Here is a 20,892-nt window from a genome sequence, read left to right as displayed (position 1 = left end):
TTTAAACGGCGCTATTGGAGCGTTCGTTCTGCCCCGTAGCGGCACAGCATGCACACGTGGAGAAGTACCGCCTTGTGAGGCGCAGGAAGGAGAATCATGCCGCATACTTCATCTCAACGCCCCGCACTGGGCATTATGTTTGTGCTGATGTCCTGCTCATCGCTGCAGTTCGGTGCCGCGTTCGCGGTGACGCTCTTCCCGCTGTTTGGTGCTCTGGCTATTAGTGTCAGCCGTCTGGCGATTGCTTCCATGGTGGTGGGTAGCGCCGTGTGGTTGGCGGCGCGTTGGCGTACCCGATGCGGCGGCGAAATGCCGCCGGGTGCGCTGTCTTGGTCGAAGGAGCAGTGGCATGCCGTCATCATTTTCGGTATGACTTTCGGTCTGATGAACGGCTTCTTCTATTGCGCGATTGACCGCATCCCGATTGGTTTGGCGGTTGCGGTGGAGTTCTTGGGCCCGCTGGCGTTGGCGTCCATGCTGATGCGCAGGCTCCGCGACGCGGTATGGGTGCTCTGCGCTCTGGCGGGCATGCTGGTGCTCGGCTATGAGGCGGCGGTCGGTAAGGATACCGACTACCTGGGTCTGACGTTCGCGCTGATTGCTGGCGTGTTCTGGGCGCTGTATATTCGCTCGAGCGCGAAGGTGGGTGCCCTGGTTCCGGGTGCGAGCGGTCTGGCGGTTGCGATGCTTGTTGGTGCCGCATTCATTGCCCCGGTGGCAGCGGTTGTTCCGGCTCCTCAGCCGATGTGGAATGCGGCGCAGGATCCGATGCTGCTCCTCATGATTTTTGGTACCGCGATGTTCGCTTCGGTGATTCCCTATAGCGCGGAGCTGATGGCTCTGCGTAACCTGCCGCAGCAGGTGTTTAGTGTGCTGATGAGCATGGAACCGGCGATTGCGGCGATTGCCGGTTGGGCGTTGCTGGATCAGGAGACCGGCCCGATTCGTTGGGTGGCAATCTGTCTGCTGATGACGGCGAGTGTGGGTATTACGCTGACCACCACGAAGGGCGATTCCCCCAAACAGAAGGATGACGGTGAGGACCCCGTTCCCGTGCCGCTACCCGAGTAAAGCCAAAATCCCGAGTAAAGCCAAAATCCTGAGTAAAAATCCAAATTCTGCCGGCATATGGCGCGCGACATATAGAAACCCCCCTATAGAAAACCCATAGAGAAAACCGTTGAGGCGGGTACCGGCTAGGTACCCGCCTCAACGGTTTTGTATGCCGGGTTTAGCTCTCAGCCAGCTCTTCCAGCAGGTCACGCAGCTCATCGGTGGTAAGCACCTCCGCCGGATGCGGACCCATCGCGTACAGCCAGTCCTGGGTGTCCTCGTCCAGCTCGCGGGAGGTGCCAACCAGCACGAGGTTGCCTTCGTTCTGCCCGCTAATCATGGAGCTTTCGCACAGGCACCACACGTGGTCGAAGACTTCCAGCATGGCGGTTGCCTGCAGCTGGAAGAAGGGCAGACCCGCGTCGTCACCCACGTTGATGGCGACCATGCCGCGCTCGCTCAGGGCATCCTTGAGTTCGCGGTAGAAGTCGCGGTTTGCAAGGTGGGCGGGTGCGTCCATGCCGGTGAAAATGTCGAGGATAATCGCATCGAAGCCAGGCACGCCCAGCAGTTCGGGCAGGTTCGCCAGCTGTTCGCGGGCATCCCCCACCACCAGCCGGCAGTCGGTTCCGACGGGTAGCGGCAGGCGGTCCGTCACGAAGCCCATGAGCTCCGGCTCAATATCCACGGCAACCTGGCGGGAGCCGGGGCGGGTCGCCTGAATATAGCGCACGAGGGTCAGCGCACCGGCGCCCAGGTGTGCGGCGGTGATAGGTTCGCCGGCGGGTGCGAGCGCATCCACCGTGTTCGCAATGCGGCGCAGGTACTCGTAGAACACGTAGTCGGGGTTCTGCACGTCCACGTGGGACTGCTCGGCGCCACCGATTTCGAGGACGTAGCCGTGGTCGCTGAACCCGTCGGGGTGAATTTCGGCGCGCTGACCGCCGGAGAGCTGAATGTGCGCCACTACTTCACGCCAGCTTCACGCTTGAAGGTGCTGACCAGATCATCCACCGAGGAGGAGGAGTCCAGGCCCTCAACGACCTTGTCGTTTACGGCGAAGGTGGGGGTGCCCTTCACACCGATCTTCACGGCGTGCTCGTAGTCGCGCTGAATGGGCTTGACGGTGTCGGAGGCGAGCAGAGCCTTGTCGAATTCTTCGGTGTTCAGGCCCAGTTCCTTGGCGTAGTCGTTGAAGAGGGTGCGCAGCTTGTCGCGTTCCTTGATGCTCTTCCAGTCGTTCTGGGTGGCGAAGAGCTTGTTCGCCATTTCAAGATGCTTGCCCTGCGCCTCAGCGGCCTCCACGGCGAGTGCGGCGGGTACGGCGTTGGCGTGCATGTTCAGCGGCATGTGGCGCACGGTTACGTTCATGATGCCGTCGAGCTTCTTGGCGGCTTCTTCGAACTTGGGTTCTGCCTTGGCGCAGTAGGGGCACTGGTAGTCGGTGTACAGGGTTGCGGTGCCTGCGCCGGGTACTTCGCGGTTGAGGCGGTAGCCGACGTAGCCGTCATCGGCGGTTGCCGAAGCAGTAGCCGAAGCTGAGGGGTCAGCAGATGCCGAAGCGCTCGCAGTGGCGCTTGCGGATGCGCTTGCCGAGGTAGCGGCGGTGTTTGCAGAGGCGGAGGGCTGGGAGGAGCTGGAACCGCATGCGCTCAGTCCCAGGGCGGCGGCGGGTACTACGCCCAGCAGCAGGGTGCGGCGGTTGAGGGGTGAAGTCATGGGGGTTCCTCTCTCTATGGGTGGCGGGCTGGCCTGTGAGTAATCAGTCTGTGGTCAATCAGTCTGTGGTTAAGGTGCACTGTGAGGTGCGCTCAGCCGCCGTGGTTACAGGATTTATTGTATGCCCCTGCCCTGAACATTCCCTATCTTCGGGCGGGCTTGCGGGGTGAATGCAGTGCACACCATAGGATCCCTGCCGCCTGCTCGCGCCTGCGGGCGCGATGTTGAAAGTAATTAGCCTCTCCCCCGCCTTTTTGGTACTATTGCGGGGTATGCACTGTTCGCCGGTTGCTTTCGAGCAGTTGGGAGCGGTAGCGTATGTGCCTCTATAGCTCAGGGGTAGAGCATTTCCCTCGTAAAGAAAAGGTCGTGGGTTCGAATCCCACTGGGGGCTCCACATCCGCCGTAACGCGTGCCGGTTTCCGGTGTGTTGCGGCGGTTTTTAGCATCTGAGAGATGTTGTGTTCTTGAAGATGCCACCGTCGATTTTTTAGGAGATTCTCATGTCTTCTCGTTCTTCGCATGCTCAGCGCCTGCAGAACCGTTCGCAGGCTGGTCGCACCTCCGCGGGCTCTGCACGCCCGATGAGCCCGACGATGCGTTTTGCTCTGGTGTACGTGTTGGCGCTGGTGGTTTCCCTGGCGGTGTGGTTCTTCTACCGTTCCGTGTATGAGGATGACACCTCGTTCTTGGTGCCGATTGTGATTTCTTTGGTGACTTCGTACGTGTGCGCTCATGCGTTGACGGGCGGCAAGTCGCCCCGCAACTAGACCGCCGACCGACAGCCCGCCAGGCTGTAGCCTCATGAGGTTTTAGGCAGACAAAAGCCGCGCATCCGATTCCCCGGTCAGGGTTCGGATGCGCGGCTTTTTACGCGTGTACTTTACGTCAGCACCTTACTTGGAGGCACGCTGGAAGTCGCTGTCGGTCTTGCCCCACAGGCCGTAAACCTTGGCGAGTTCCTTGACCTTCTTGGCACGCAGGTAACGGGGCAGGTAGGAGCCGTCACGGGGACCGTCGAGGGGCACGTCAAGCATCTGGTGTGCTTCTTCGATTTCGATCTCGCTGGGGGAGAATGCCGCGTTGATGGTCTCCGTCTGGCGGATGTCCAGGGTAATCTTACCGGTCATGCCGTGGTCGTTCGCGTAGCCGCATGCCTTGGAGAGGTCAGCACCGTATGCGCCGAGGGTCGGGCCGTCGATGGGGCCGGGCAGACCACCCAGGGTGGAGGCGATGACCAGCTGCGAACGCACGTAGGCGAGCGCCATGGGGGTTGCGGAGGAGCCGGTGTCGCGGCGGTAGTCGCCTGCGCCGAATGCAAGGCGGAAAGTGCCGATTGTGCGGGCAATTTCGACGGAGTGGTGCACACCGAGTGCGGACTCAATCAGCGCGATGATGGGGGTTCCGGGGGGCAGCTCGGCTGCGGTGCGGTCAATGTCGGTGGCGTGCTCTGCGGTGGCGAGCATGACGCCTCGCAGGCCCTTCACGTTCTTGAGGGCCTTGACGTCCTTCCACCAGTGTTCGGTGGTGATGGCGTTGATTCGCACCCATGCGACGACGCCGGAGTTGAGCATACGGACGACCTGCTCGCGGGCGGCGTCCTTCTCTTCAGGGGGGCAGCCGTCTTCGAGGTCGATGATGATGGAGTCAGCCTCGGATTCGAAGGCCTCTTCAAAAACTTCTTCGGAGGAGTTGGCGCGCACGAGGAGCCAGGAGCGTGAGAGGCTGGGGCGCAGCTGACGCGCACGCTCATTGCGGTGGAATTCAAACATGGTGTGTGACTTCTTCCGTGAATTGTATATGCATTGGGTTGTGCCGTAGAGGGGCAGGAAAAAGCCTGCGGTTCTTCCGCGCGTACCATCGCATTGTGTCGTCACCTCCATTGTGACGGAACCGCATAAGAAGCGTCCTACACCTCCTCTTTAAGCGTATCGCCTGTTGAAGTGCACATCAAACTAACTCGCCTGTTGACCGCAATTTAGGCCCCTGTGCTATGCATCAACCAGCGCTATGCCTCCATCAGTACTACGCCTCGACCAGTTGGGTGCGGCCCACGGGGATTCCATCGTCGAAGATCAGCTCGCCGGCGGCTTCTTTCTGGGCGCGCTGAATCAGGCGTTCGGCGTCCTCAATGTGCTGGATGACGGTTTCCACGCGACGGTGCACGCTCACCTGGCGGTCGCATCCGGTGGCGCATTCGCCGAAGCAGCGTGCCATGGCGAGCGCTTCCGCGCAGAGTGCCACGGCGTTACCCGCCTTGGAGAGGGCGCGGTTCAGGTCGGAGTAGGTGCCGAACGGGGAGGCGGGAATATCGCCGTCGCTGGGGGCGAGGCGGTGCGCTTCCATGGCGACTGCACGCACGCGCGGGATGAGGTCGGCGAGTGCGTTGGCGTCCGGCACAATGAGTTCAATCATGGAGGCGGACGAATCGGTTGCCGCTAGGCGTTCGAGGACCTGGTGGAAGCGGTCAATACCGCGAATGAACCGGTCGTGGGATCGGCGCCAGATGCCCTTGCCGAGTTCGGCGTCGTCGCGGCGTGATTGCAGGTAGCTTTTAAGTCCCATGTGTCCTCCTCTGCGTGGTGTGTGTGCCGTATTGGTTAGTCTGTGGAGGTTGCCGGCGTTGGGCTCTGCGGCGACCCGCAAACCTCCCTACACTTAGGTTACCCTAAATCTCTTTTAGTGACGAGATGTCAGCAGTCAGTTAATCATTTCGACCCTGATTTTCATCACGCCCCTCACGCAACGCTCCCCGCGGCACCCACCTGATGCGACGCCCAGATGATGCGACGCCACGGGGAGCGCAACGATTTCTAGACCATGCGCAGCACAACCTTGCCGCGATGCTGACCCGAGTCGAAGTACTCGTGGGCGGCAGCCGCCTCCTCCATATCGAAGACACGGTCGAGCCCCACACCGATCCTGCCAGATTCAATCAGCGGTAGCACGTGCTCGCGCACACCGCGCAGAATCTCAGCCTTCTGTCGGTCCGAGCGGGTGCGCAGGCTCGTAGCGTGCACCGACAGGCGGCGGGAGAGCATGTACCCCAGGTTCACTTCTGCTTTGGCACCGCCCATCAGACCGATAATACACAGGTGCCCGCCGTCGGCGAGGGTGTGCAGGTTATCGTCCAGGTACTTTCCGCCCACGACGTCGAGGATGTAATCGGTGCCGCGTCCGCCGGTTTCAGCCAACAGAACTTCACGGAACGAATGTTCGGTATAAATAATGGGTTCAGCACCTAGTGAGCGCACATATTCTGCTTTTTCCTCGGTGCTAACGGTCGCAAACACACGAGTACCCGCGGCGAGCGCCAGCTGAATAGCGTGCACACCGATACCGCCGGTACCGCCATGAATGAGCACCACCGCGGGTTCACCGTCTTCTTTAAGGTTTTCGGCGGGGTTCATGCTCATACCGCAGGTGAGCACCAGGTTCGAGTAGACGGTTGCCGCGACTTCGGGAATGCCGGCGGCTTCAGCGAAACTCAGCTGTTCGGGTACGGGCAGCACGTGGTCGACGGGGACGGTCACGTAGTCGGCGTAGCCGCCTCCAGCGAGGAGCGCCATGACGGGGGTGCCGCGGTTCTCCACGGAGGCACCCTCACCGACCGCTTCAATAACGCCGGCTACTTCGAGGCCGTAGATGGGGCTTGCCCCGGCGGGCGGCGGGTAGAATCCGCGGCGCTGTAGCGCGTCGGCGCGGTTGATTCCGGCGGCGTGAACGCGGATGAGAACTTCGTGGGATCGGGGTACGGGGGCGGGGACTTCGCTGATTGTCAGAGCCTCAGGTCCACCGTGACTGTTCTCAATAATTGCTCTCATGAGTCCTCCTCATTGCCGGAAGCACCATCGTTGGTGCGCGATTTACAGAAAGCTTATCGCATGAGATAATCTCGTAGTGCCCTGCGGCACGGTATTGCCATAAAATGCCGGTCTCTGGTGCGTATGGATGGTTGTCCGAGCGGCCGAAGGAGCTGGTCTTGAAAACCAGTAGGCGGTAACCCCGTCTCAAGGGTTCAAATCCCTTACCATCCGCGTTATAGCTTCTGCTCCTCGTGTGGAGCGCAAAGAGCCCCGTTCCTCATATTGAGGAGCGGGGCTCTTTGCGTATGCTATTTCGAGTTACCGGGGGCGTCGTTAGTGCATGTTTGACATGTTTGACAAGGCGTTTGCAATCAACATGATGAGGAAGGCGATACCAATGAAGAAGCATAGCCCCAGCCCGTTGAGAATACGACCTCCTAGGGCGCGCACACCGTGCCGCTGCGCTACCCGCCCCTGCCAGATGCCCAGGATGTTCAGCACCGGCGCAGCGAGAGCTACCTGAGGACCGCTTACTTCATAATCCTGGACGAGCAACCAGAACCCTAGAAAGAAAGACAGCGGGGCGAGGAAGCCGCAAAGCAGGGAGAAGTTCGCTGCCCTTTTACCGTCTTGTGTCCCTTGCACCTCGGGAGGTAGCTCGCTTGCAGGTTGCGACCATTCGTCCGTGTCCTCAGCGTCGGACGGCTGGCTGTCATTTTCCTGGTAGAGCTTGGCGTATTCGGGCTCGTAATCGAAAGCTTCATTATTTTGGGGTAGCTGCGACATCGCATCCACAACCTTTCACATTCCACACACGAGGGGCGTTAACTTCACCCTAAACCTTCCCCCACACGGGAACAAGCATGTCAGGACCAATCCGCAAAACATACGGCATATACACAGCAAACCCCACTCCTCACATTGAGGAACGGGGCCTTTGCGTACCCTCCAATGAGAGCGAAAGCGTTTAGACAAGTGCCAGCATCTGCGCGGCATCCACCAGGCTGGAATTGGCTGCGGAATCAGAAAGAGCCAGCATAATCGCCAGCAGAAGACTTCCACCCAAAAGCACCAGGAAAATGCCACCAATAACTATAGTAATCCAGTTCAGGATGCGGCCAGCCGAAGCCGCCACGCCGAAACGCTCAGCCTCATTAGCTTTCATAACGCCGATAACACCCAGAATCAGGGAGGGAATACCCAGCAAGAACCAGCCAAGCGTTAGAGCACAAGCTAAACCGATAATACCCAGCACCGTGGAACTCTGAGCGGCCTTCTCACCGGCAAGCTGCTCGGGAGTCTTCTGCAAAAAGCCCACAGGAACCATCATGGGCTGACCGTACTGGTCGGGCTGCTGGTACTGCTGACCGTACGGGTCATACTGATTCTGACCATACGAGTCCTGACCGTACGAATTCTGACCGTACTGGTCATAGGAATACTGATCGTAGGAGTTCTGCCCGTACTGACCATAAGAACCCTGACCATACTGGCCGTACTGAGTATTCTGCCCATACTGACCGTTCTGGTTATACTGCTCGTTCAGACGGTTGTAGTCCGGATTGTAATCGTAGGGGTCTGAACCCCGAGGATTCTGAGACATGGCATCTCACTTTCGTACGGCTGGTGTATGTTAAACCTAATTCACCCTAACCCATGAATGGAACGGGTACAACTACATCCGTCTTCCAAGCCTACACAACGCACCCCAATGCATTAGCTAGCCGCTCTAACGGATATGCAAAAGCCCGCGTGCGCACGGGGCGCTCGCGGGCTTTCTCGAATCATGAGGCTACTGCAGGTAGCTTCAATCTTACTGCTTTACAAAAATCTTCAGAGCGACCAGCAAAATAATACTGACGACACCCAGAACAGTACCGGCAATAGCCATACCGCGGTTCTTCAGCTCGGGGTTGTTCATAGCCAGGCGGCCGGTCGCAATAGCTACAGCACCAAGGATGAAACCGAGGACAAAGAAGCTCACAATACCGCTCACCAGAGAGACAATCGACAGGGTCTTTGCCTTCTTCGCCTGAGCCTGCTGCTCAGGGGTCTGAACGGCCACACCGTAAGGAGCCTGCTGATTGTACTGGGGTGCCTGCTGGCTAAACTGGGGGTCCTGGTTGAACTGGGGCTGGGGGTTGTTGGGGTTTTCAGACATAATTTCTCATTTCGTTGAGTAAATAAGACAACTCTGGCAACGTTGTACGGAAAAATCGCACGCCAGAGACGCCCTCTATTTATCGGTCGGACAGTAGCAGTCTATCGAAAATGTATATGAGCCTCAAAGCCTACAACCCATAGTCCGCCCTATAAAGCAATACATACTCAGAGATATCCCCCAAAGCACGGGCCGAATTGACCAAGCGCAAAACAGCCTATATTCTTATAGGGATGCGCTCACGAGCGCACCGTGGAGACGTGCCAGAGCGGCCGAATGGACTTCACTGCTAATGAAGGGTCGGGGTTAAACTCGACCGGGGGTTCAAATCCCCCCGTCTCCGCCACAAAAAGCCCCGTACCAGCTGGTACGGGGCTTTTACTTTACCCTTTCAGGTACAAAACCTAGAAGCTCTTGAAGTCCACGAGGCGCGCATCCGCACCATCAAGCAGAGCCCATTCCCCCGGCACCTCAAACACCGCAATAGAAGAGGGCGGGAAGCCGTAGTACACATCCATCGACGCGTTCGGGTCAGAATCAGGGCTCATCAAACGCTGCGCGGCATCCTGCACACCGGGCAGATGAGACACCACCATCAGAGAATGAACATTCTCCGAAACGCTGTTAATGCGCGCAATAATGCGGGACGCAGACACCTCATACAAGCCCTCATCCAGATGAGCTGTAGGCGCCTTCGCCCCCAAAGCATCCGATACCCACGTCGTCGTCTGGCGAGTACGCAAAGCCGCCGACGACATAATCTGCTCCGGAATATAACCGCAAGAAGCCAGCCAGGCACCAGCGGCGGCAGCCTGCTCATGACCGCGCTTCGTCAGCGGACGATCAAAATCATTCAGACCCCAATCAGCCTCCGCATGGCGCATAATAATCAGACGCTTGACCCCGCTGCAGTGCGAGCCAGATGCAGTGTTGGAAGAATTTTCAGCCATACACCCATTCTAGCTAGAGGGCGCCGGAACGTCCCGTACGCCACCACAGCACGCACACTAACACCCATAAGGCGGGCACAAGTAAACCCCGGCGCACCGGCATCACGCCAGCACACCGGGGTGCACTCTGCAGAAGCTAAATTCTGTACACGCTAAATCGAGTATTCCGGAGCAGCCCAGACAACAACCTCGGGGTGCTCAAAGAAGCGGTAACCCTGACCGCGCACCGTACGCACGGTACCCGACAAGCGGCCCAGCTTCGAACGCAGACGACGAATATGCACGTCAATCGTACGCTCATGCGGATGCTCGTCGCCCGAGCTCCACAGCGCCTTCAGCAGTTCCTCACGACCCACAGTGCGGGATGCGTTCTCTACCAGGTGTGCCAGCAGCTCGAACTCCTTGAAAGTCAGCATGAGCGGCTCACCATCCAGGAACACCTCGCGGCGAGCCAAGTCAATCAGCACACCCGAGGAGTGGCTATTCGTGTTCTCTGCCTCGCGGATGGCATGCGCCTCCGGGTGCATGTACATTGCGGTCGGATCGCCGAGCGCATTACGCACCACCTCAAGGTCGCTACCCTCAGCATTCACCGGAGCCAACGCCACAGCGGCGTACGACTCCGACTCGGGAGCCAGATGGTGTGCATAAGTACGCAAATCCTGAACGATACGCACCAGGGAGGTGCCGTTCGCCGCAGCAAGCTCCTCGTTCAAACCCACATAGAGCACAAAGCCGCGTGCCTCATTTTCCTGAGCCTGCTTATGGGCAGAGTCACCGGCTGAGAAAGTCATCGGACGCAACGTGGCAGCCGGCGCAGCGGGACGCTGAGGCTGCACGACCTGACGCTTAGCAGCGCGGCCGCGCTGGGAGATGTGTACATATCCAGGTACAGCGCCTGACATGGTTCAACCTTCTCTCAAAGTCTGTGTACGGGATCCCAGTCGTACGTGGTGTGGGGTGCGCCGGAAGTGACGCCGAGTCAAACAGTCCCCAATACCTGTTCGAGTCTCAATCCTCTTACTTAATATTTCTCCTATTTGACGGATAAATCAAGCGGATTCGACATAGTGGATTCTCCTTTGTCGCCAAGAGGAGTACAATACCCTTCCCCATTTTGGGAGATTTCATGCGGAACCTGAGGCTTTCAGCTTTTTCATCACATAAATATTCACGGTTTCTGTTATGTATGGGTTGCAACCTGCATTTTCATGTGAAGCTGTGAATATACTTGAAGTTTCGATGCACCCTCAAGCACTCTATTGTGTTCCTTGTCACATAATAGGTGGTGTGTTTCAAAAACCCACGCCGACACCCAGCAGCACCATCGCCACCCAAGCCCCAGACGCATTAGACACACACTGATACGCACCGCCACACTGCGGCGCGCAACCAGCCGAACACCCGCAAGACATAGCGAAGCGCCTCCACACATACATATGCAGAGGCGCCCCACTCACATCACGTGAATAACGCTGAAAGACTACTCAGCCAAACCGTACAGGCGGTCACCAGCATCGCCCAGACCCGGAATAATGTACGCCTTCTCATTCAGACGCTCATCACGAGCAGCCAGGAACAGGTCAACATTCTCCATGCCCTCAATACCCTTCTCCAGAGCAGCAATGCCCTCAGGAGCAGCAATCAGGCACACACAAGTCACAGACTCAGCGCCACGCTCACGCAGGAACTTAATAGCCTCAATCAGAGTGCCACCCGTAGCCAGCATCGGATCCAGCAGGTACACCTGACGACCAGTCAGGTCCTCCGGCAGACGCTCAGCATAAGTCACAATATCCAGGGTCTCCTCATTACGAGCCATACCCAGGAAGCCCACCTCAGCGGTCGGAACCATGCGAGTCATACCCTCCAGCATGCCCAAACCAGCACGCAGAATCGGAACAACCAGCGGCTTAGGATCAGCAATACGAACACCGGTAGTAGTCGCCACCGGAGTCACAACCTCAACCTCTTCCACGCGAATCTCGCGAGTCGCCTCGTAAGCAAGAAGAGTCACCAGCTCATCAACCAGCTGACGGAAAATCGGGGACGGAGTGTTCTTATCACGCAGAACACTAATCTTGTGAGAGACCAGCGGGTGGTCAAGAATCTTAATACGCATAATACGATTTTACCCACCCCCGAATCAGCAAGCATCGGTAAAACCCTGGAAGTGGCACACACCCTATAAAACCAGGCGAATACCACCGCGCAGCCACCCACCAACGCACCCGTCAGCACCACCCCAGAACAATCCGGGCATGCAAAAACCCGCCGAGACGAATCTCGACGGGTTTTCGTTGGTGCGGTGGTGGAGGGATTTGAACCCCCGTTGGCTTTTACACCAAACATCATTTCGAGTGATGCACCTTCGGCCGCTCGGACACACCACCAACAGTGGAAAACTATAGCACACCCCCGACCAGAGGGCAAGAACGAGCCTACCTATCGTGCCGCGTACGGCAGTCGGGTGTCGCCCTCTTCACGGCCCCTTTTCACCGCGCCCTTTTCGACACCCGACACCGAGGTCCCGGCACGTCTGCAGACCCCAACGGGTCCACCTAATGACGGATATACCCATCTACAACTAGCATGACAGCACGCGTTGCATCCTCAGCATTGCGCTCCGCCTGATGCACTTCACGATCCATAGCAAGCATATAAATCGCTCCGAACATAGAGATCGCAATCGCACGAGGATTCTGAGCGGTATCAACCGTATAGCGGCGAGCCACAGCCTCCGTCATCTCCTCCAAGTAATTCAGAAGATTCAGACGGTTATCGCTCATCGCCTCGGTCCAACCATCCGCGCCCTTCCACGCCTCCGAAAGCCACAGCCGAGTAAAACCCGGACGGTCCTCAAGATACTGGAACGCGGCGCGAATAGCACTCCGCAACGCCTCACGCGGGTCAGAATGAACCGACGCCGCGCGACGCGCATCGCTCAGCAGCAACTGCGTGCCGTACTGAACCAGCTGATCCACCATGGTCTTCTTAGAACCGAAGTTGTAATACACGGTTCCCTTAGAAACACCCGCCCGGGCAGCCACCTCTTCAACGGTGGCGTACTCAAGCCCCTTTTGGGTCATGATTTCCATAGCAGCGTTGAACAACTTCAACTGAGTTCTACCTGTACGGCCGGGACGACGACTTGCAGCTTCAGCGGCTGGGCGCTGCAACATCAGAAGTCCTCCCTCCCTTTTTGCAGATATATCTCTATTTTATTAGACAGTTTTCCCCCGGTGCGACCAAACAGGGTTCGTTACACCGTAATCTCCGGCGCAAGCTTCTTCAGCGACCACGTACGATCACGACGCGTGCCAATGTAACCCAACACCAGACCAGCCAGACCCCACAGAGTCAAAACCAGCATGATGCCCCACAGGCTCGACTCATTAATGCCATAGGCCAAACGACGCGTACCCGCCACCGCATAACCCATCGGGAAGAAGTCATGCATCCAACGAATCGACTCAGGCAGAGTCTCATACGGCATCGTGCCGCCCGCAGTAATCAGCTGCAGAATCAGAATGACCAAAGCAACAAGCTTGCCCGGCGCACCCAAAATCACCGTCAAACCATGGATGAAACCGGTAAAGACCAAAGCCACATAGCAGAGGAACAGCCACACCAGCCACGGATGAGCCATCTCAAAGCCCAAACCGAACTTAATCGCGGCGAACATCAGAGTCGCCTGAGCAATACCCACCAGGCCGAACGGCATCCAGCTACCGAGCATCACACGAATCGACGGAGCATGCGAAGCCAACGCACGGTTATTCATCACGCGCAACGTCTGAACCAGCATCAAGCCGCCAATCCACAGCGCCAAGCACATGAAGAACGGACCCATGCCCTCACCATAGTTACGAGCCGACGCCAGCGACTCATGCGACAGAGCCACAGGGTTCGACATCGTATCCGCAACCTTCGCCTGCTCAGTCGGCGCAAGGCTCGGAACCTGCTTAGCGCCCGAAGCCAGACCGCTCTCCAGCGACGACGTACCATCCTTCAACTCGGAAGCACCATCATTCAGCTGCGAAGAACCATCAGACAGCTTCGCCGTACCGTCAGAAAGCTTCGACGCACCATCCTTCAACTCATTCGCGCCATCAGCCAACTTCTGCTGGCCATCAACCGCAGACTGCTCCTTCTCCGCCAAAGTGCCGCTACCATCCTTCAGCTCGGCGGTACCGCTCTTCAAAGAACCGGTACCCTCCTTCAGCTCAGAAGCACCACCCGACAGAGTCGCAGAACCACTCGCAAGGCTCGAAGCACCCGAAGCAATCTTAGAATTACCATCAGCCAGAGCCGCCGAACCCGACGCCAACGAAGACGCGCCAGCATCCACACGAGCGGCACCCTCAGCCACCGACGAAGCGCCCTTCGCCAACGACGAAGCACCAGAATCCAGCGAATCCACACCAGACACCAAAGTCTGAATCTTCGCCGCAGTCGACGACGAACCATCAGAAATACAATGGCTCGACTTCAACGCGCTCAGCTTCGACAGAGCATCAGCAGCGGCAGCATCACGAGTAGCCAGATGCGACTGCAGAGCCTTCTGATTCAGCTCAGCAACCTCATTCTTCGTCTCCTCAGAATCAACAGCAGCCACCAGCTGATCAGCCTGCTCCTGAGTCAACGTACCCGACTCAACCAACGGCGCCAACTGAGCACGCATCTTCTGCGCAGTCGCAGACACCACAGTATTCGACAGGTCACGACCAAAATCGCCACTACCGGCAGACGTATCCGTCTCATGCAGGCGCATGCACATCGCGTTCAGCTCAGCCGGCAACTCACGAATACCCGCCTGATCCATACCGGTACGCAACTGATGGATGCCAGACGCCAAATCATTAGCGCCCTTCGCAACCGCCGCCGAACCACTCTTCAAGCTCGCAGTACCCTCAGCCAGAGTCGCCGAACCGTCCTTCAACTTCGCCGCACCATCAGAAGCAGACGCAGCCGCCGAAGCCAAAGTCGACGAACCATCCTTCAAACTCGAAGCACCATCGGCAAGCTTCGCAGCACCAGAATCCAGCTTCGCAGCACCAGAATCCAAAGTCGAGACACCATCAGCAAGCTTCGCAGCGCCCTCCGCCAACTGCTTCTGACCATCCAACAACTGGGACTGGCCATCAGCCAGGGAGGACGTGCCATCCTTCAGCTTCACGGCACCATCATTCACCGTGGCGGTGCCATCCTTCAACTGAACAATCGCATCCGCCAGCTTCACCGTGCCATTATTCACCTTCGACGCACCATCAGCAGCCTCACCCATCTTCGAATGAATCGTCGTGAAGCTAGCCAACAGTGAATTCGCCGTAGAATTACCGACCTTCTCCGCCACCGAATCACGCACCGCAGTGCCCGCCTTCGTGACAATATTCGTCAGCACATAGTTATTGGCATCATTTGTAATGACCTCAATACCCGCCGAACGAGGATCAACAGTGCCCGTCTTGCCGTCAGCATCAGGCTTGAACGAACCGGCACTCTGCAAATTACGGGAGAAATCCTTCGGAATCACCATCGCAAAGTCATAGGTGCCGTTCTCCACGCCCTCAACAGCCTCAGCGCGGGTCTGCACCTGACGCCAATCAAACGTGCCAGCATCCAGAAGGTTTTTCTTTACATCAGCACCGGTGTTCACCTGCTTACCTTCAGAATCCGTCGCGCCCTCATCCTCAACCACCAGGGCGCCCACAATGCCATTCACATGGCCGTAAGCATCCCAGTTACCGTACAGGTACAGGGCACCGTACAGCAGCGGAATGCAGGACATCGCAAGCAGCACCAAAACCGGCAGAACACCGCTGGTCAGGCGTTTCAGCTCAACGAGTGCAACACGCAGAACAGTCATTCTTACTCCTTCTCAGCGTTTTCGCCATGTTCGGGGGAATCATTGGAGGATTCAACCTCGCCCTCAACAGGATCCGGCGCGTTCTCCTCAGGGGCACGGCCGACCACAGCACGCGCACCATGCCAGGACTCCGAAATATGGGGCACAACCGCCACCACCGTGCGCGGGTGGTCCTCATCCGCGGCAAGCTCCTCCAGATACGGAAGCCACATGTACGTGTGGTTCAGATGGCGGGAAGGAGTATCAAAAACCAGCAGGTCAGAGGGGCTATGCTTCGCCAAAGCGGCCATCAGCTCAATGTTCATCTCGCCACTAATCTCATCCATCCACAGCCCGTCCAGCTCCTCCAGGCCGCGTTCAGCCAGCCAGCGGCTCGCGCGAGAACGACCAAAAATCGGCAGGTTATAGGACAGCATCTCCGACACATAATCGTGCACGCGCATATGCTGCTCGGGAGCAGTCACATCGGGGGAATCCACCACGCTGCTAAGAGCGCGCAGACGCTTCATCGAAATACGGCGAGGCTCATCATCGCCCTTACTCCAGCTAATCGTGCCGCCAGACAGGGGAAGACGACCAGTCAGCGCCAACGCAAGAGAGGTACGCTCCAGCTGGCTATCTGCCTGAACAATAATGACTTCACCTTCACCCACTGAGAAGGTGGTGCGGTCAAAAAGCGGAGTGTGGCGCCCTTTTGCCCAAATATTGTCAACGCTTAACACGGTTAAATCCCCTCAGAGAATGGACGGTTCGGGTGAGTTTCTGGGAGTCCTCCGCGGGCACCGCGCGGGGTGTTAAACGACAGGCGCAGGCAGGCGGAGGCTCCAGTGCCTATATATGGTAGACCCAGTTGTGTGTGATGTAGTGGGCTTTTCTTGAAAAACAGGGGTCATTTTTGAAATTCTTGAAGTATTTTTCAAAGAAATAGGGTTTTTCGTACAAATAACGCGAAAAGCCACGCAGCCTCTGCGCGGCTTTTCGCGTTATACAAACCATTTTAAGGGTGAGGCTTAGAGAAGGTCAGGAGCGGCGCTCCCTAAAGAAGTCCACCATCAGCTGCGCGCACTCATCAGCACGCACCCCCGCATACACCTCGGGAGCCGGAGCAACCCTGCCGTCACGCAGCACATCGTAACGGCTGCCAGCAGCCCCCGTCTTCTCCTCCCAGGCACCAAAAACCACCGTCGAAACGCGCGACGCCAGAATCGTGCCGGCACACATCAGGCACGGTTCAACCGTCACCACGAGCGTGCACCCGTCCAGGCGCCACCGACCACGATGCGCCGCCGCCTGACGAATCGCATTCACCTCCGCATGGGCACTGGGGTCATGCTCCCGCTCGCGAGTATTGCCCGCCGAACCAATAATGACACCCCGCTCATCCACCACCACAGCACCGATAGGGATCTCGCCACGCTCACCTGCGGCGGCACCCTCGGCGAGGGCGCGCACCATCCACTCGCTGTGTTCGGGGCGAGCGGGAATATCGCTGAGCACAGCGGAAGAGCCGTCTGTGACCGTCAATATTGAATATTCCGAATATGACATACAACCTCGTCAGGGGAATAAATAAACCTTAATGGGCGCAACTAGTGGGTGGCAGCCAAAGAGAAAGGATACACCGCAGAAGCACCCGCCAGCCGTAGCTCACGCGCCACAGCCGTAAACGCCCACCGCGAATCCACCACATCAGAAACCAGCAGAACAGGGCACCGATGCTCCCGCACATAGTCCAAAACTTCTGCAGGCACCCGATACGAGCGCAGCACATCCGCACAACGGAACGCGCTATTACCGCCAAAGAAACGCGGCTCCCCCGCCAGAGACACCCGACCCAAATCCACCAGACGACCCACCGATGCAAGCCCCCTACCCAGAGACTGAGCCAAACGGGGACGCACCGGCGAAGGCAGAGTCAACACCGCCACCGGACGACCCGCCTCAGCCCACTCCCACGCAGCAAGCACCTTCACGCAGGCGCGGCCCAGCTCGGCAGGAACCTCAGAATCAACCGGTTCACCCAGCTCATTCGTTGCCAGAAGCTCACGCAGACGAGTACCGTACCCCATGTCGCTCAAACGCGCCAAAGCGTAACCGGGTTCAGCCTGCTCGTCCTTAGACAAACGACCGCGCGGCGCATCCGCACCCATCAGCTGATCCAGCCCGCTCGGCCACATGCGGCGCGGCTGCAGGGGCACGCCCACCGTATTGAAGCTACTCTGTGCTGCCTGCTGCGCCTCAGTGGGAACGTCGACCGGGTACCAGGGGCCTGCACACACATCGCAACGACCGCAAGCGACAGCGGAAGCATCATCAAGCTGCTGAGCCAGGAAAAGCATACGACACTGACTAGTGCGTTCATACTCGAGCATGGCGTTCTGCTCCACCACACGCGCCTGCGCCACCGCCGCGTAACGGGCACTATCGTACTGCCACGGCAAAGAGGTGCGACGCCAAGAGTTGCCTTCCTTCACGGCGGCACCCTCAACGTCCAGCACCTTCAGCAGAAGCTCCAGGGTGGAGCGGCGCAACTGAACGCGCGCCTCCAACGCGGTAATGCTCAACCCCTCCGGGGACTGGGCGAGGGCATCCAAAACAGCCAACGCTTGCTCCTTATCAGGCATGGAGGCGGTCGCAAAATACTCCCAAATGGCGCGATCTTCGCGACCGGGCAGGAGCAGAACATCCGCATTGACTGCACCGCGGCCGGCGCGACCAATCTGCTGGTAGTAGCTCACCGCCGACGACGGCGCGCCCAGGTGCACGACAAAACCCAAATCGGGCTTGTCAAAACCCATACCGAGGGCACTCGTCGCAACAAGAGCCTTCACCCGGTTTTCCTTGAGCGCCTGCTCCGCAACCAGCCGCTCATCCGGGTCAGTTTTACCGGTGTAGGCGAGTACCTCGTAGCCGCTGGCACGCAGGGCGTTTGCGGTATCTTCTGCCGCAGAGACAGTCAGCGTGTAGATAATGCCCGAACCGGGCAGGCTGTTCAGGTGCGTGAGCAGCCAGCCGATGCGTTGCGCCTCATTGGGCAGGGTCAGAACGCCCAGGCGCAGGGACTCGCGGGACAGCGGACCGCGCAGCACATGCACGGGTGCGCTGGTATCGGCACTGAGCTGTTCGGCAATATCGCGGCTAACACGGTCATTCGCGGTCGCGGTAGTCGCCAGCACCGGCACGCCCGCCGGGAGAGATTTGATGAGCGAACCAATACGGCGGTAGTCGGGGCGGAAGTCATGGCCCCATTCAGAAATACAGTGCGCCTCATCAATAACGAGCAGACCCAGGCGCGGCAGCAGGTACGGTAGCCACTGCTCGCGGAACGCCGGGTTATTGAGGCGTTCGGGGCCGACCAGCAGTACGTCGAGCTCGTCAGCTTCGAGGCGGGTACGGATCTCGTCCCATTCGGTGACGTTCGCGGAGTTCACCATGGCGGCGCGCACTCCCGCGCGGGACGCCGCCTCAACCTGATCACGCATGAGGGAAAGCAACGGGGAGACAATAAGCGCCGGACCCATACCGCGGGCACGCAACAGCAGGGAAGAAATGAAGTAGACCGCGGACTTACCCCAGCCAGTACGCTGCACGACGAGGGTGCGGGCGCGGTCGGCTACGAGAGCGCGAATCGCCTCGTACTGGCCGTCGTGGAACTCGGCATCAGTAACACCGGTGAGGCGGCGCAACACTTCGCGGGCTTCAGCATGCAGGGAGTCGGCATGTAGGGCTTCGGCAGGCACGGAATCGGCAGGGCTGGATGCTGACTGCTGGGGGTTCATGTTCTCTCCAACGGTGGGTGGTTGGGTCAATCGCTACGCCGCGACGCGCCGTGCTCTCTTCCCATCATGTCACACCCCGCCTCCCCTGGTCTGACGGACGGTTACTACTTGGGGAGGCGTGCGAGCGCCGTGTCACCCCGGGCTGTTTAGCCCTGCCGGTGCGGAGATTTACGCCTCGCTGACCCGTGCATCCGGCGTAAATGCCGGTAGAATTGTGCCAGTAATACACAGCCTCCGCATAGTTTTGCACAATGTTCACCATAGGTATGCTTTCTATGCTGGTGTTACTCCGGCGCCGATCCGTGCGTGCGGTCCACTCACAGTTCAGGATTTTTCATGACTTTTCTTGCCACCGCTTTGGCGCATCTTCCGGTTGCGCTCTTGGGTCTCGACCTTGAGCAGTTCCTGCTCGATACCGGCCCCTGGGTTCTGGTTGTTTCGGCAATTATCGTATTTATTGAGTCCGGTGTTCTTTTCCCGGTTCTTCCGGGTGACTCCCTGATTTTTGCTCTAGGTATGCTGCATGAGCAGATGGGCCTGTCCCTGTGGGTTGCGTTCCCGGTCCTGGTGCTGGTTGCTATTGCTGGCGCTGAGGTTGGCTACCAGATTGGTGCTCGTTACGGCCGTAAGATCTTCAAGGATGACGCGAAGATTCTGAGCACCAAGAACCTGCACACTACCGAGGAGTTCTTCCAGAAGCGCGGTAGCTTGGCTCTGGTTCTGGGTCGTTTCGTGCCGATTGTTCGTACTTTTGTGTCTGTTGCGGCGGGTATTTCTTCGTACGACCGTAAAAAGTTCCACCTGTGGAATGTTGTTGGCGCGGTTGCGTGGATTGGTTCGATTGGTCTGGCGGGTGTGCTGCTGGGCGGTATCCCGTTCGTGCACAACAACATTGAGTACATTGCTGTGATTATTGTGGTGGTTTCTGTGGTGCCGGTCTTTATCGAGTACCTGCGTGGCCGCTCGAAGGCGAAGCAGGAATCTGCTGAGTAATACGTGAGTTCTTCTCGGTCGTGAGCCGGGGATGCGAAAGGGTGGGGATACCGTCTGGTATCCCCACCCTTTTGTGCTCTCTCAAGCCCGGTAGAGGTGACGCCCCGGATGCCGGTTGCACCTCCGCGAGGTTACTTTACGCCCATGCTTCGAAGGTCCTCGTGGGCTTTGAAGTACTGCAAGACCTGCGGTCGGGTCAGAAGAACAATGATGGCAATGTGCAAGGCAATATCAATTGCGGTCCTGCCTAGAACCAGTACTAAGAAGACATTAGGATCTCCATAGTGGTATGCGCCTACCATCCGCGCCCCTTCTAGGACGGGCACACCAGCCTGACGCAAAAATGGGAGCAACAGGAAGCCCGTTAGGTTAAGGGCGAGGTATAGCGCACAGTCAACGATGACCAGTATGTGCGCCCAGCGGGCTCCTTGCCAGAGCTGCCAGATGACGAGCCCGCCGATAGCGGCAAAGCCAATCCATGAGAAATCATCAAAATCCACACCATCCCAGAACATCATGTAGAGGGATGATAGGGCAGCCAGTATTATTACAGCGATTGCGC

At 58.3% G+C, this 20,892-nt stretch carries 20 protein-coding genes and 4 tRNA genes; 6 read left to right on the top strand and 18 right to left on the bottom strand.

All coding sequences use genetic code 11. The features are described 5' to 3' along the window. The first annotated feature begins 96 nt into the window (after positions 1–96). Positions 97–1,071, top strand: a complete 975-nt coding sequence (locus tag ACP3RB_RS00250) for an EamA family transporter (protein ID WP_426699104.1) — start codon at positions 97–99, stop codon at positions 1,069–1,071. A 160-nt stretch (positions 1,072–1,231) separates the two neighbouring features. On the opposite strand, the gene ACP3RB_RS00245 is transcribed toward ACP3RB_RS00250, so the two are convergent. Next, positions 1,232–2,020 (bottom strand): spermidine synthase, encoded by a 789-nt coding sequence (locus ACP3RB_RS00245; RefSeq protein ID WP_426699103.1) that lies wholly within the window; start codon positions 2,018–2,020, stop codon positions 1,232–1,234. Further along, entirely contained in the window at positions 2,020–2,772 is a 753-nt protein-coding gene (locus ACP3RB_RS00240; RefSeq protein ID WP_426699102.1) for a DsbA family protein, read from the bottom strand. The genes ACP3RB_RS00245 and ACP3RB_RS00240 overlap by 1 nt, the downstream gene beginning before the upstream one ends. Positions 2,773–3,094: 322 nt before the next feature. Between ACP3RB_RS00240 and ACP3RB_RS00235 the strand changes: the two genes are divergently transcribed. Together ACP3RB_RS00235 and ACP3RB_RS00230 are read left to right on the top strand one after the other, a co-directional pair. Further along, positions 3,095–3,169, top strand: a tRNA-Thr gene (locus ACP3RB_RS00235). A 106-nt stretch (positions 3,170–3,275) separates the two neighbouring features. Beyond that, the gene (locus ACP3RB_RS00230) at positions 3,276–3,542 is read left to right on the top strand and encodes a hypothetical protein (RefSeq protein WP_294630034.1); all 267 of its coding nucleotides are present in this window, start codon (positions 3,276–3,278) and stop codon (positions 3,540–3,542) included. 126 nt (positions 3,543–3,668) lie between these two features. Here the strand turns inward: ACP3RB_RS00230 and ACP3RB_RS00225 are convergent, their stop codons facing one another. The 3 genes from ACP3RB_RS00225 to ACP3RB_RS00215 all read right to left on the bottom strand — a co-directional run bounded on the left by ACP3RB_RS00225 (position 3,669) and on the right by ACP3RB_RS00215 (position 6,596). Continuing rightward, positions 3,669–4,544 carry an HpcH/HpaI aldolase/citrate lyase family protein gene (locus ACP3RB_RS00225; RefSeq protein WP_426699101.1) on the bottom strand — a complete coding sequence of 292 codons (876 nt, stop codon included), beginning with the start codon at positions 4,542–4,544 and terminating at the stop codon, positions 3,669–3,671. Between the two features lie 253 nt (positions 4,545–4,797). Further along, on the bottom strand, positions 4,798–5,337 hold the full coding sequence (locus tag ACP3RB_RS00220) for a dehydrogenase (RefSeq protein ID WP_311469010.1): 540 nt from the start codon (positions 5,335–5,337) through the stop codon (positions 4,798–4,800). 248 nt (positions 5,338–5,585) lie between these two features. Further along, positions 5,586–6,596, bottom strand: a complete 1,011-nt coding sequence (locus ACP3RB_RS00215) for an NAD(P)H-quinone oxidoreductase (RefSeq protein ID WP_426699100.1) — start codon at positions 6,594–6,596, stop codon at positions 5,586–5,588. Between the two features lie 125 nt (positions 6,597–6,721). Between ACP3RB_RS00215 and ACP3RB_RS00210 the strand changes: the two genes are divergently transcribed. After that, positions 6,722–6,809, top strand: a tRNA-Ser gene (locus ACP3RB_RS00210). Between the two features lie 102 nt (positions 6,810–6,911). Here the strand turns inward: ACP3RB_RS00210 and ACP3RB_RS00205 are convergent. From ACP3RB_RS00205 to ACP3RB_RS00195, 3 genes are all read right to left on the bottom strand, one after another. Beyond that, positions 6,912–7,364 carry a hypothetical protein gene (locus tag ACP3RB_RS00205; protein ID WP_314643771.1) on the bottom strand — a complete coding sequence of 151 codons (453 nt, stop codon included), beginning with the start codon at positions 7,362–7,364 and terminating at the stop codon, positions 6,912–6,914. A gap of 181 nt (positions 7,365–7,545) precedes the next feature. After that, the gene (locus tag ACP3RB_RS00200) at positions 7,546–8,181 is read right to left on the bottom strand and encodes a DUF4190 domain-containing protein (RefSeq protein WP_426699099.1); all 636 of its coding nucleotides are present in this window, start codon (positions 8,179–8,181) and stop codon (positions 7,546–7,548) included. 210 nt (positions 8,182–8,391) lie between these two features. Further along, positions 8,392–8,739: a DUF4190 domain-containing protein gene (locus tag ACP3RB_RS00195; protein ID WP_303979417.1), complete on the bottom strand. Its 348-nt coding sequence runs from the start codon at positions 8,737–8,739 to the stop codon at positions 8,392–8,394. A 254-nt stretch (positions 8,740–8,993) separates the two neighbouring features. On the opposite strand from ACP3RB_RS00195, the gene ACP3RB_RS00190 reads away from it, so the two are divergent. Continuing rightward, positions 8,994–9,085 (top strand) — tRNA-Ser (locus ACP3RB_RS00190). A 58-nt stretch (positions 9,086–9,143) separates the two neighbouring features. Here the strand turns inward: ACP3RB_RS00190 and ACP3RB_RS00185 are convergent. The 9 genes from ACP3RB_RS00185 to ACP3RB_RS00145 form a co-directional block, all read right to left on the bottom strand. Beyond that, positions 9,144–9,689, bottom strand: coding sequence for a SixA phosphatase family protein (locus tag ACP3RB_RS00185; protein WP_303979415.1), 546 nt, complete (start codon positions 9,687–9,689; stop codon positions 9,144–9,146). A 152-nt stretch (positions 9,690–9,841) separates the two neighbouring features. Continuing rightward, positions 9,842–10,594 carry a winged helix-turn-helix domain-containing protein gene (locus ACP3RB_RS00180; RefSeq protein ID WP_426699098.1) on the bottom strand — a complete coding sequence of 251 codons (753 nt, stop codon included), beginning with the start codon at positions 10,592–10,594 and terminating at the stop codon, positions 9,842–9,844. Between the two features lie 578 nt (positions 10,595–11,172). Next, positions 11,173–11,811 carry a uracil phosphoribosyltransferase gene (gene upp, locus ACP3RB_RS00175; protein ID WP_005504417.1) on the bottom strand — a complete coding sequence of 213 codons (639 nt, stop codon included), beginning with the start codon at positions 11,809–11,811 and terminating at the stop codon, positions 11,173–11,175. Between the two features lie 184 nt (positions 11,812–11,995). Next, positions 11,996–12,082, bottom strand: a tRNA-Ser gene (locus ACP3RB_RS00170). Between the two features lie 168 nt (positions 12,083–12,250). After that, complete coding sequence (locus ACP3RB_RS00165; RefSeq protein WP_426699097.1) at positions 12,251–12,778, bottom strand: TetR/AcrR family transcriptional regulator; 528 nt, start codon at positions 12,776–12,778, stop codon at positions 12,251–12,253. A 173-nt stretch (positions 12,779–12,951) separates the two neighbouring features. Next, a complete protein-coding gene (locus ACP3RB_RS00160; protein WP_426699096.1) occupies positions 12,952–15,558 on the bottom strand; it encodes a YhgE/Pip family protein in 2,607 nt (868 codons plus the stop codon). Positions 15,559–15,560: 2 nt separating this feature from the next. Continuing rightward, positions 15,561–16,280 carry a multidrug ABC transporter ATPase gene (locus ACP3RB_RS00155; RefSeq protein ID WP_304192800.1) on the bottom strand — a complete coding sequence of 240 codons (720 nt, stop codon included), beginning with the start codon at positions 16,278–16,280 and terminating at the stop codon, positions 15,561–15,563. A 298-nt stretch (positions 16,281–16,578) separates the two neighbouring features. Continuing rightward, a complete protein-coding gene (locus tag ACP3RB_RS00150) occupies positions 16,579–17,106 on the bottom strand; it encodes a nucleoside deaminase (protein WP_311468993.1) in 528 nt (175 codons plus the stop codon). A 41-nt stretch (positions 17,107–17,147) separates the two neighbouring features. After that, entirely contained in the window at positions 17,148–19,337 is a 2,190-nt protein-coding gene (locus ACP3RB_RS00145; protein WP_426699095.1) for a RecQ family ATP-dependent DNA helicase, read from the bottom strand. A gap of 336 nt (positions 19,338–19,673) precedes the next feature. On the opposite strand from ACP3RB_RS00145, the gene ACP3RB_RS00140 reads away from it, so the two are divergent. After that, the gene (locus ACP3RB_RS00140) at positions 19,674–20,330 is read left to right on the top strand and encodes a DedA family protein (RefSeq protein WP_426699094.1); all 657 of its coding nucleotides are present in this window, start codon (positions 19,674–19,676) and stop codon (positions 20,328–20,330) included. A gap of 131 nt (positions 20,331–20,461) precedes the next feature. Here ACP3RB_RS00140 and ACP3RB_RS00135 read toward each other — a convergent pair whose 3' ends face one another. Next, positions 20,462–20,848 carry a hypothetical protein gene (locus ACP3RB_RS00135; RefSeq protein WP_426699093.1) on the bottom strand — a complete coding sequence of 129 codons (387 nt, stop codon included), beginning with the start codon at positions 20,846–20,848 and terminating at the stop codon, positions 20,462–20,464. Positions 20,849–20,892: the final 44 nt, after the last annotated feature.

Source organism: Rothia mucilaginosa (assembly GCF_049990865.1).
In the GTDB taxonomy this organism is placed as follows: domain Bacteria; phylum Actinomycetota; class Actinomycetes; order Actinomycetales; family Micrococcaceae; genus Rothia; species Rothia mucilaginosa_I.
Note: the sequence above shows the minus strand (reverse complement) of the source record. Positions and strands in the feature narration are given on the sequence as shown.

What these genes read in the sequence shown, in the direction of transcription:
- ACP3RB_RS00250 (WP_426699104.1), top strand. Translation starts at nt 97, where the DNA reads ATGCCGCATACTTCATCTCAACGCCCCGCACTGGGCATTATGTTTGTG.
- ACP3RB_RS00240 (WP_426699102.1), bottom strand. Translation starts at nt 2,772, where the DNA reads ATGACTTCACCCCTCAACCGCCGCACCCTGCTGCTGGGCGTAGTACCC.
- ACP3RB_RS00230 (WP_294630034.1), top strand. Translation starts at nt 3,276, where the DNA reads ATGTCTTCTCGTTCTTCGCATGCTCAGCGCCTGCAGAACCGTTCGCAG.
- ACP3RB_RS00225 (WP_426699101.1), bottom strand. Translation starts at nt 4,544, where the DNA reads ATGTTTGAATTCCACCGCAATGAGCGTGCGCGTCAGCTGCGCCCCAGC.
- ACP3RB_RS00220 (WP_311469010.1), bottom strand. Translation starts at nt 5,337, where the DNA reads ATGGGACTTAAAAGCTACCTGCAATCACGCCGCGACGACGCCGAACTC.
- ACP3RB_RS00215 (WP_426699100.1), bottom strand. Translation starts at nt 6,596, where the DNA reads ATGAGAGCAATTATTGAGAACAGTCACGGTGGACCTGAGGCTCTGACA.
- ACP3RB_RS00205 (WP_314643771.1), bottom strand. Translation starts at nt 7,364, where the DNA reads ATGTCGCAGCTACCCCAAAATAATGAAGCTTTCGATTACGAGCCCGAA.
- ACP3RB_RS00200 (WP_426699099.1), bottom strand. Translation starts at nt 8,181, where the DNA reads ATGTCTCAGAATCCTCGGGGTTCAGACCCCTACGATTACAATCCGGAC.
- ACP3RB_RS00195 (WP_303979417.1), bottom strand. Translation starts at nt 8,739, where the DNA reads ATGTCTGAAAACCCCAACAACCCCCAGCCCCAGTTCAACCAGGACCCC.
- ACP3RB_RS00185 (WP_303979415.1), bottom strand. Translation starts at nt 9,689, where the DNA reads ATGGCTGAAAATTCTTCCAACACTGCATCTGGCTCGCACTGCAGCGGG.
- ACP3RB_RS00180 (WP_426699098.1), bottom strand. Translation starts at nt 10,594, where the DNA reads ATGTCAGGCGCTGTACCTGGATATGTACACATCTCCCAGCGCGGCCGC.
- upp (WP_005504417.1), bottom strand. Translation starts at nt 11,811, where the DNA reads ATGCGTATTAAGATTCTTGACCACCCGCTGGTCTCTCACAAGATTAGT.
- ACP3RB_RS00165 (WP_426699097.1), bottom strand. Translation starts at nt 12,778, where the DNA reads ATGACCCAAAAGGGGCTTGAGTACGCCACCGTTGAAGAGGTGGCTGCC.
- ACP3RB_RS00160 (WP_426699096.1), bottom strand. Translation starts at nt 15,558, where the DNA reads ATGACTGTTCTGCGTGTTGCACTCGTTGAGCTGAAACGCCTGACCAGC.
- ACP3RB_RS00150 (WP_311468993.1), bottom strand. Translation starts at nt 17,106, where the DNA reads ATGTCATATTCGGAATATTCAATATTGACGGTCACAGACGGCTCTTCC.
- ACP3RB_RS00145 (WP_426699095.1), bottom strand. Translation starts at nt 19,337, where the DNA reads ATGAACCCCCAGCAGTCAGCATCCAGCCCTGCCGATTCCGTGCCTGCC.
- ACP3RB_RS00140 (WP_426699094.1), top strand. Translation starts at nt 19,674, where the DNA reads ATGACTTTTCTTGCCACCGCTTTGGCGCATCTTCCGGTTGCGCTCTTG.
- ACP3RB_RS00135 (WP_426699093.1), bottom strand. Translation starts at nt 20,848, where the DNA reads ATGATGTTCTGGGATGGTGTGGATTTTGATGATTTCTCATGGATTGGC.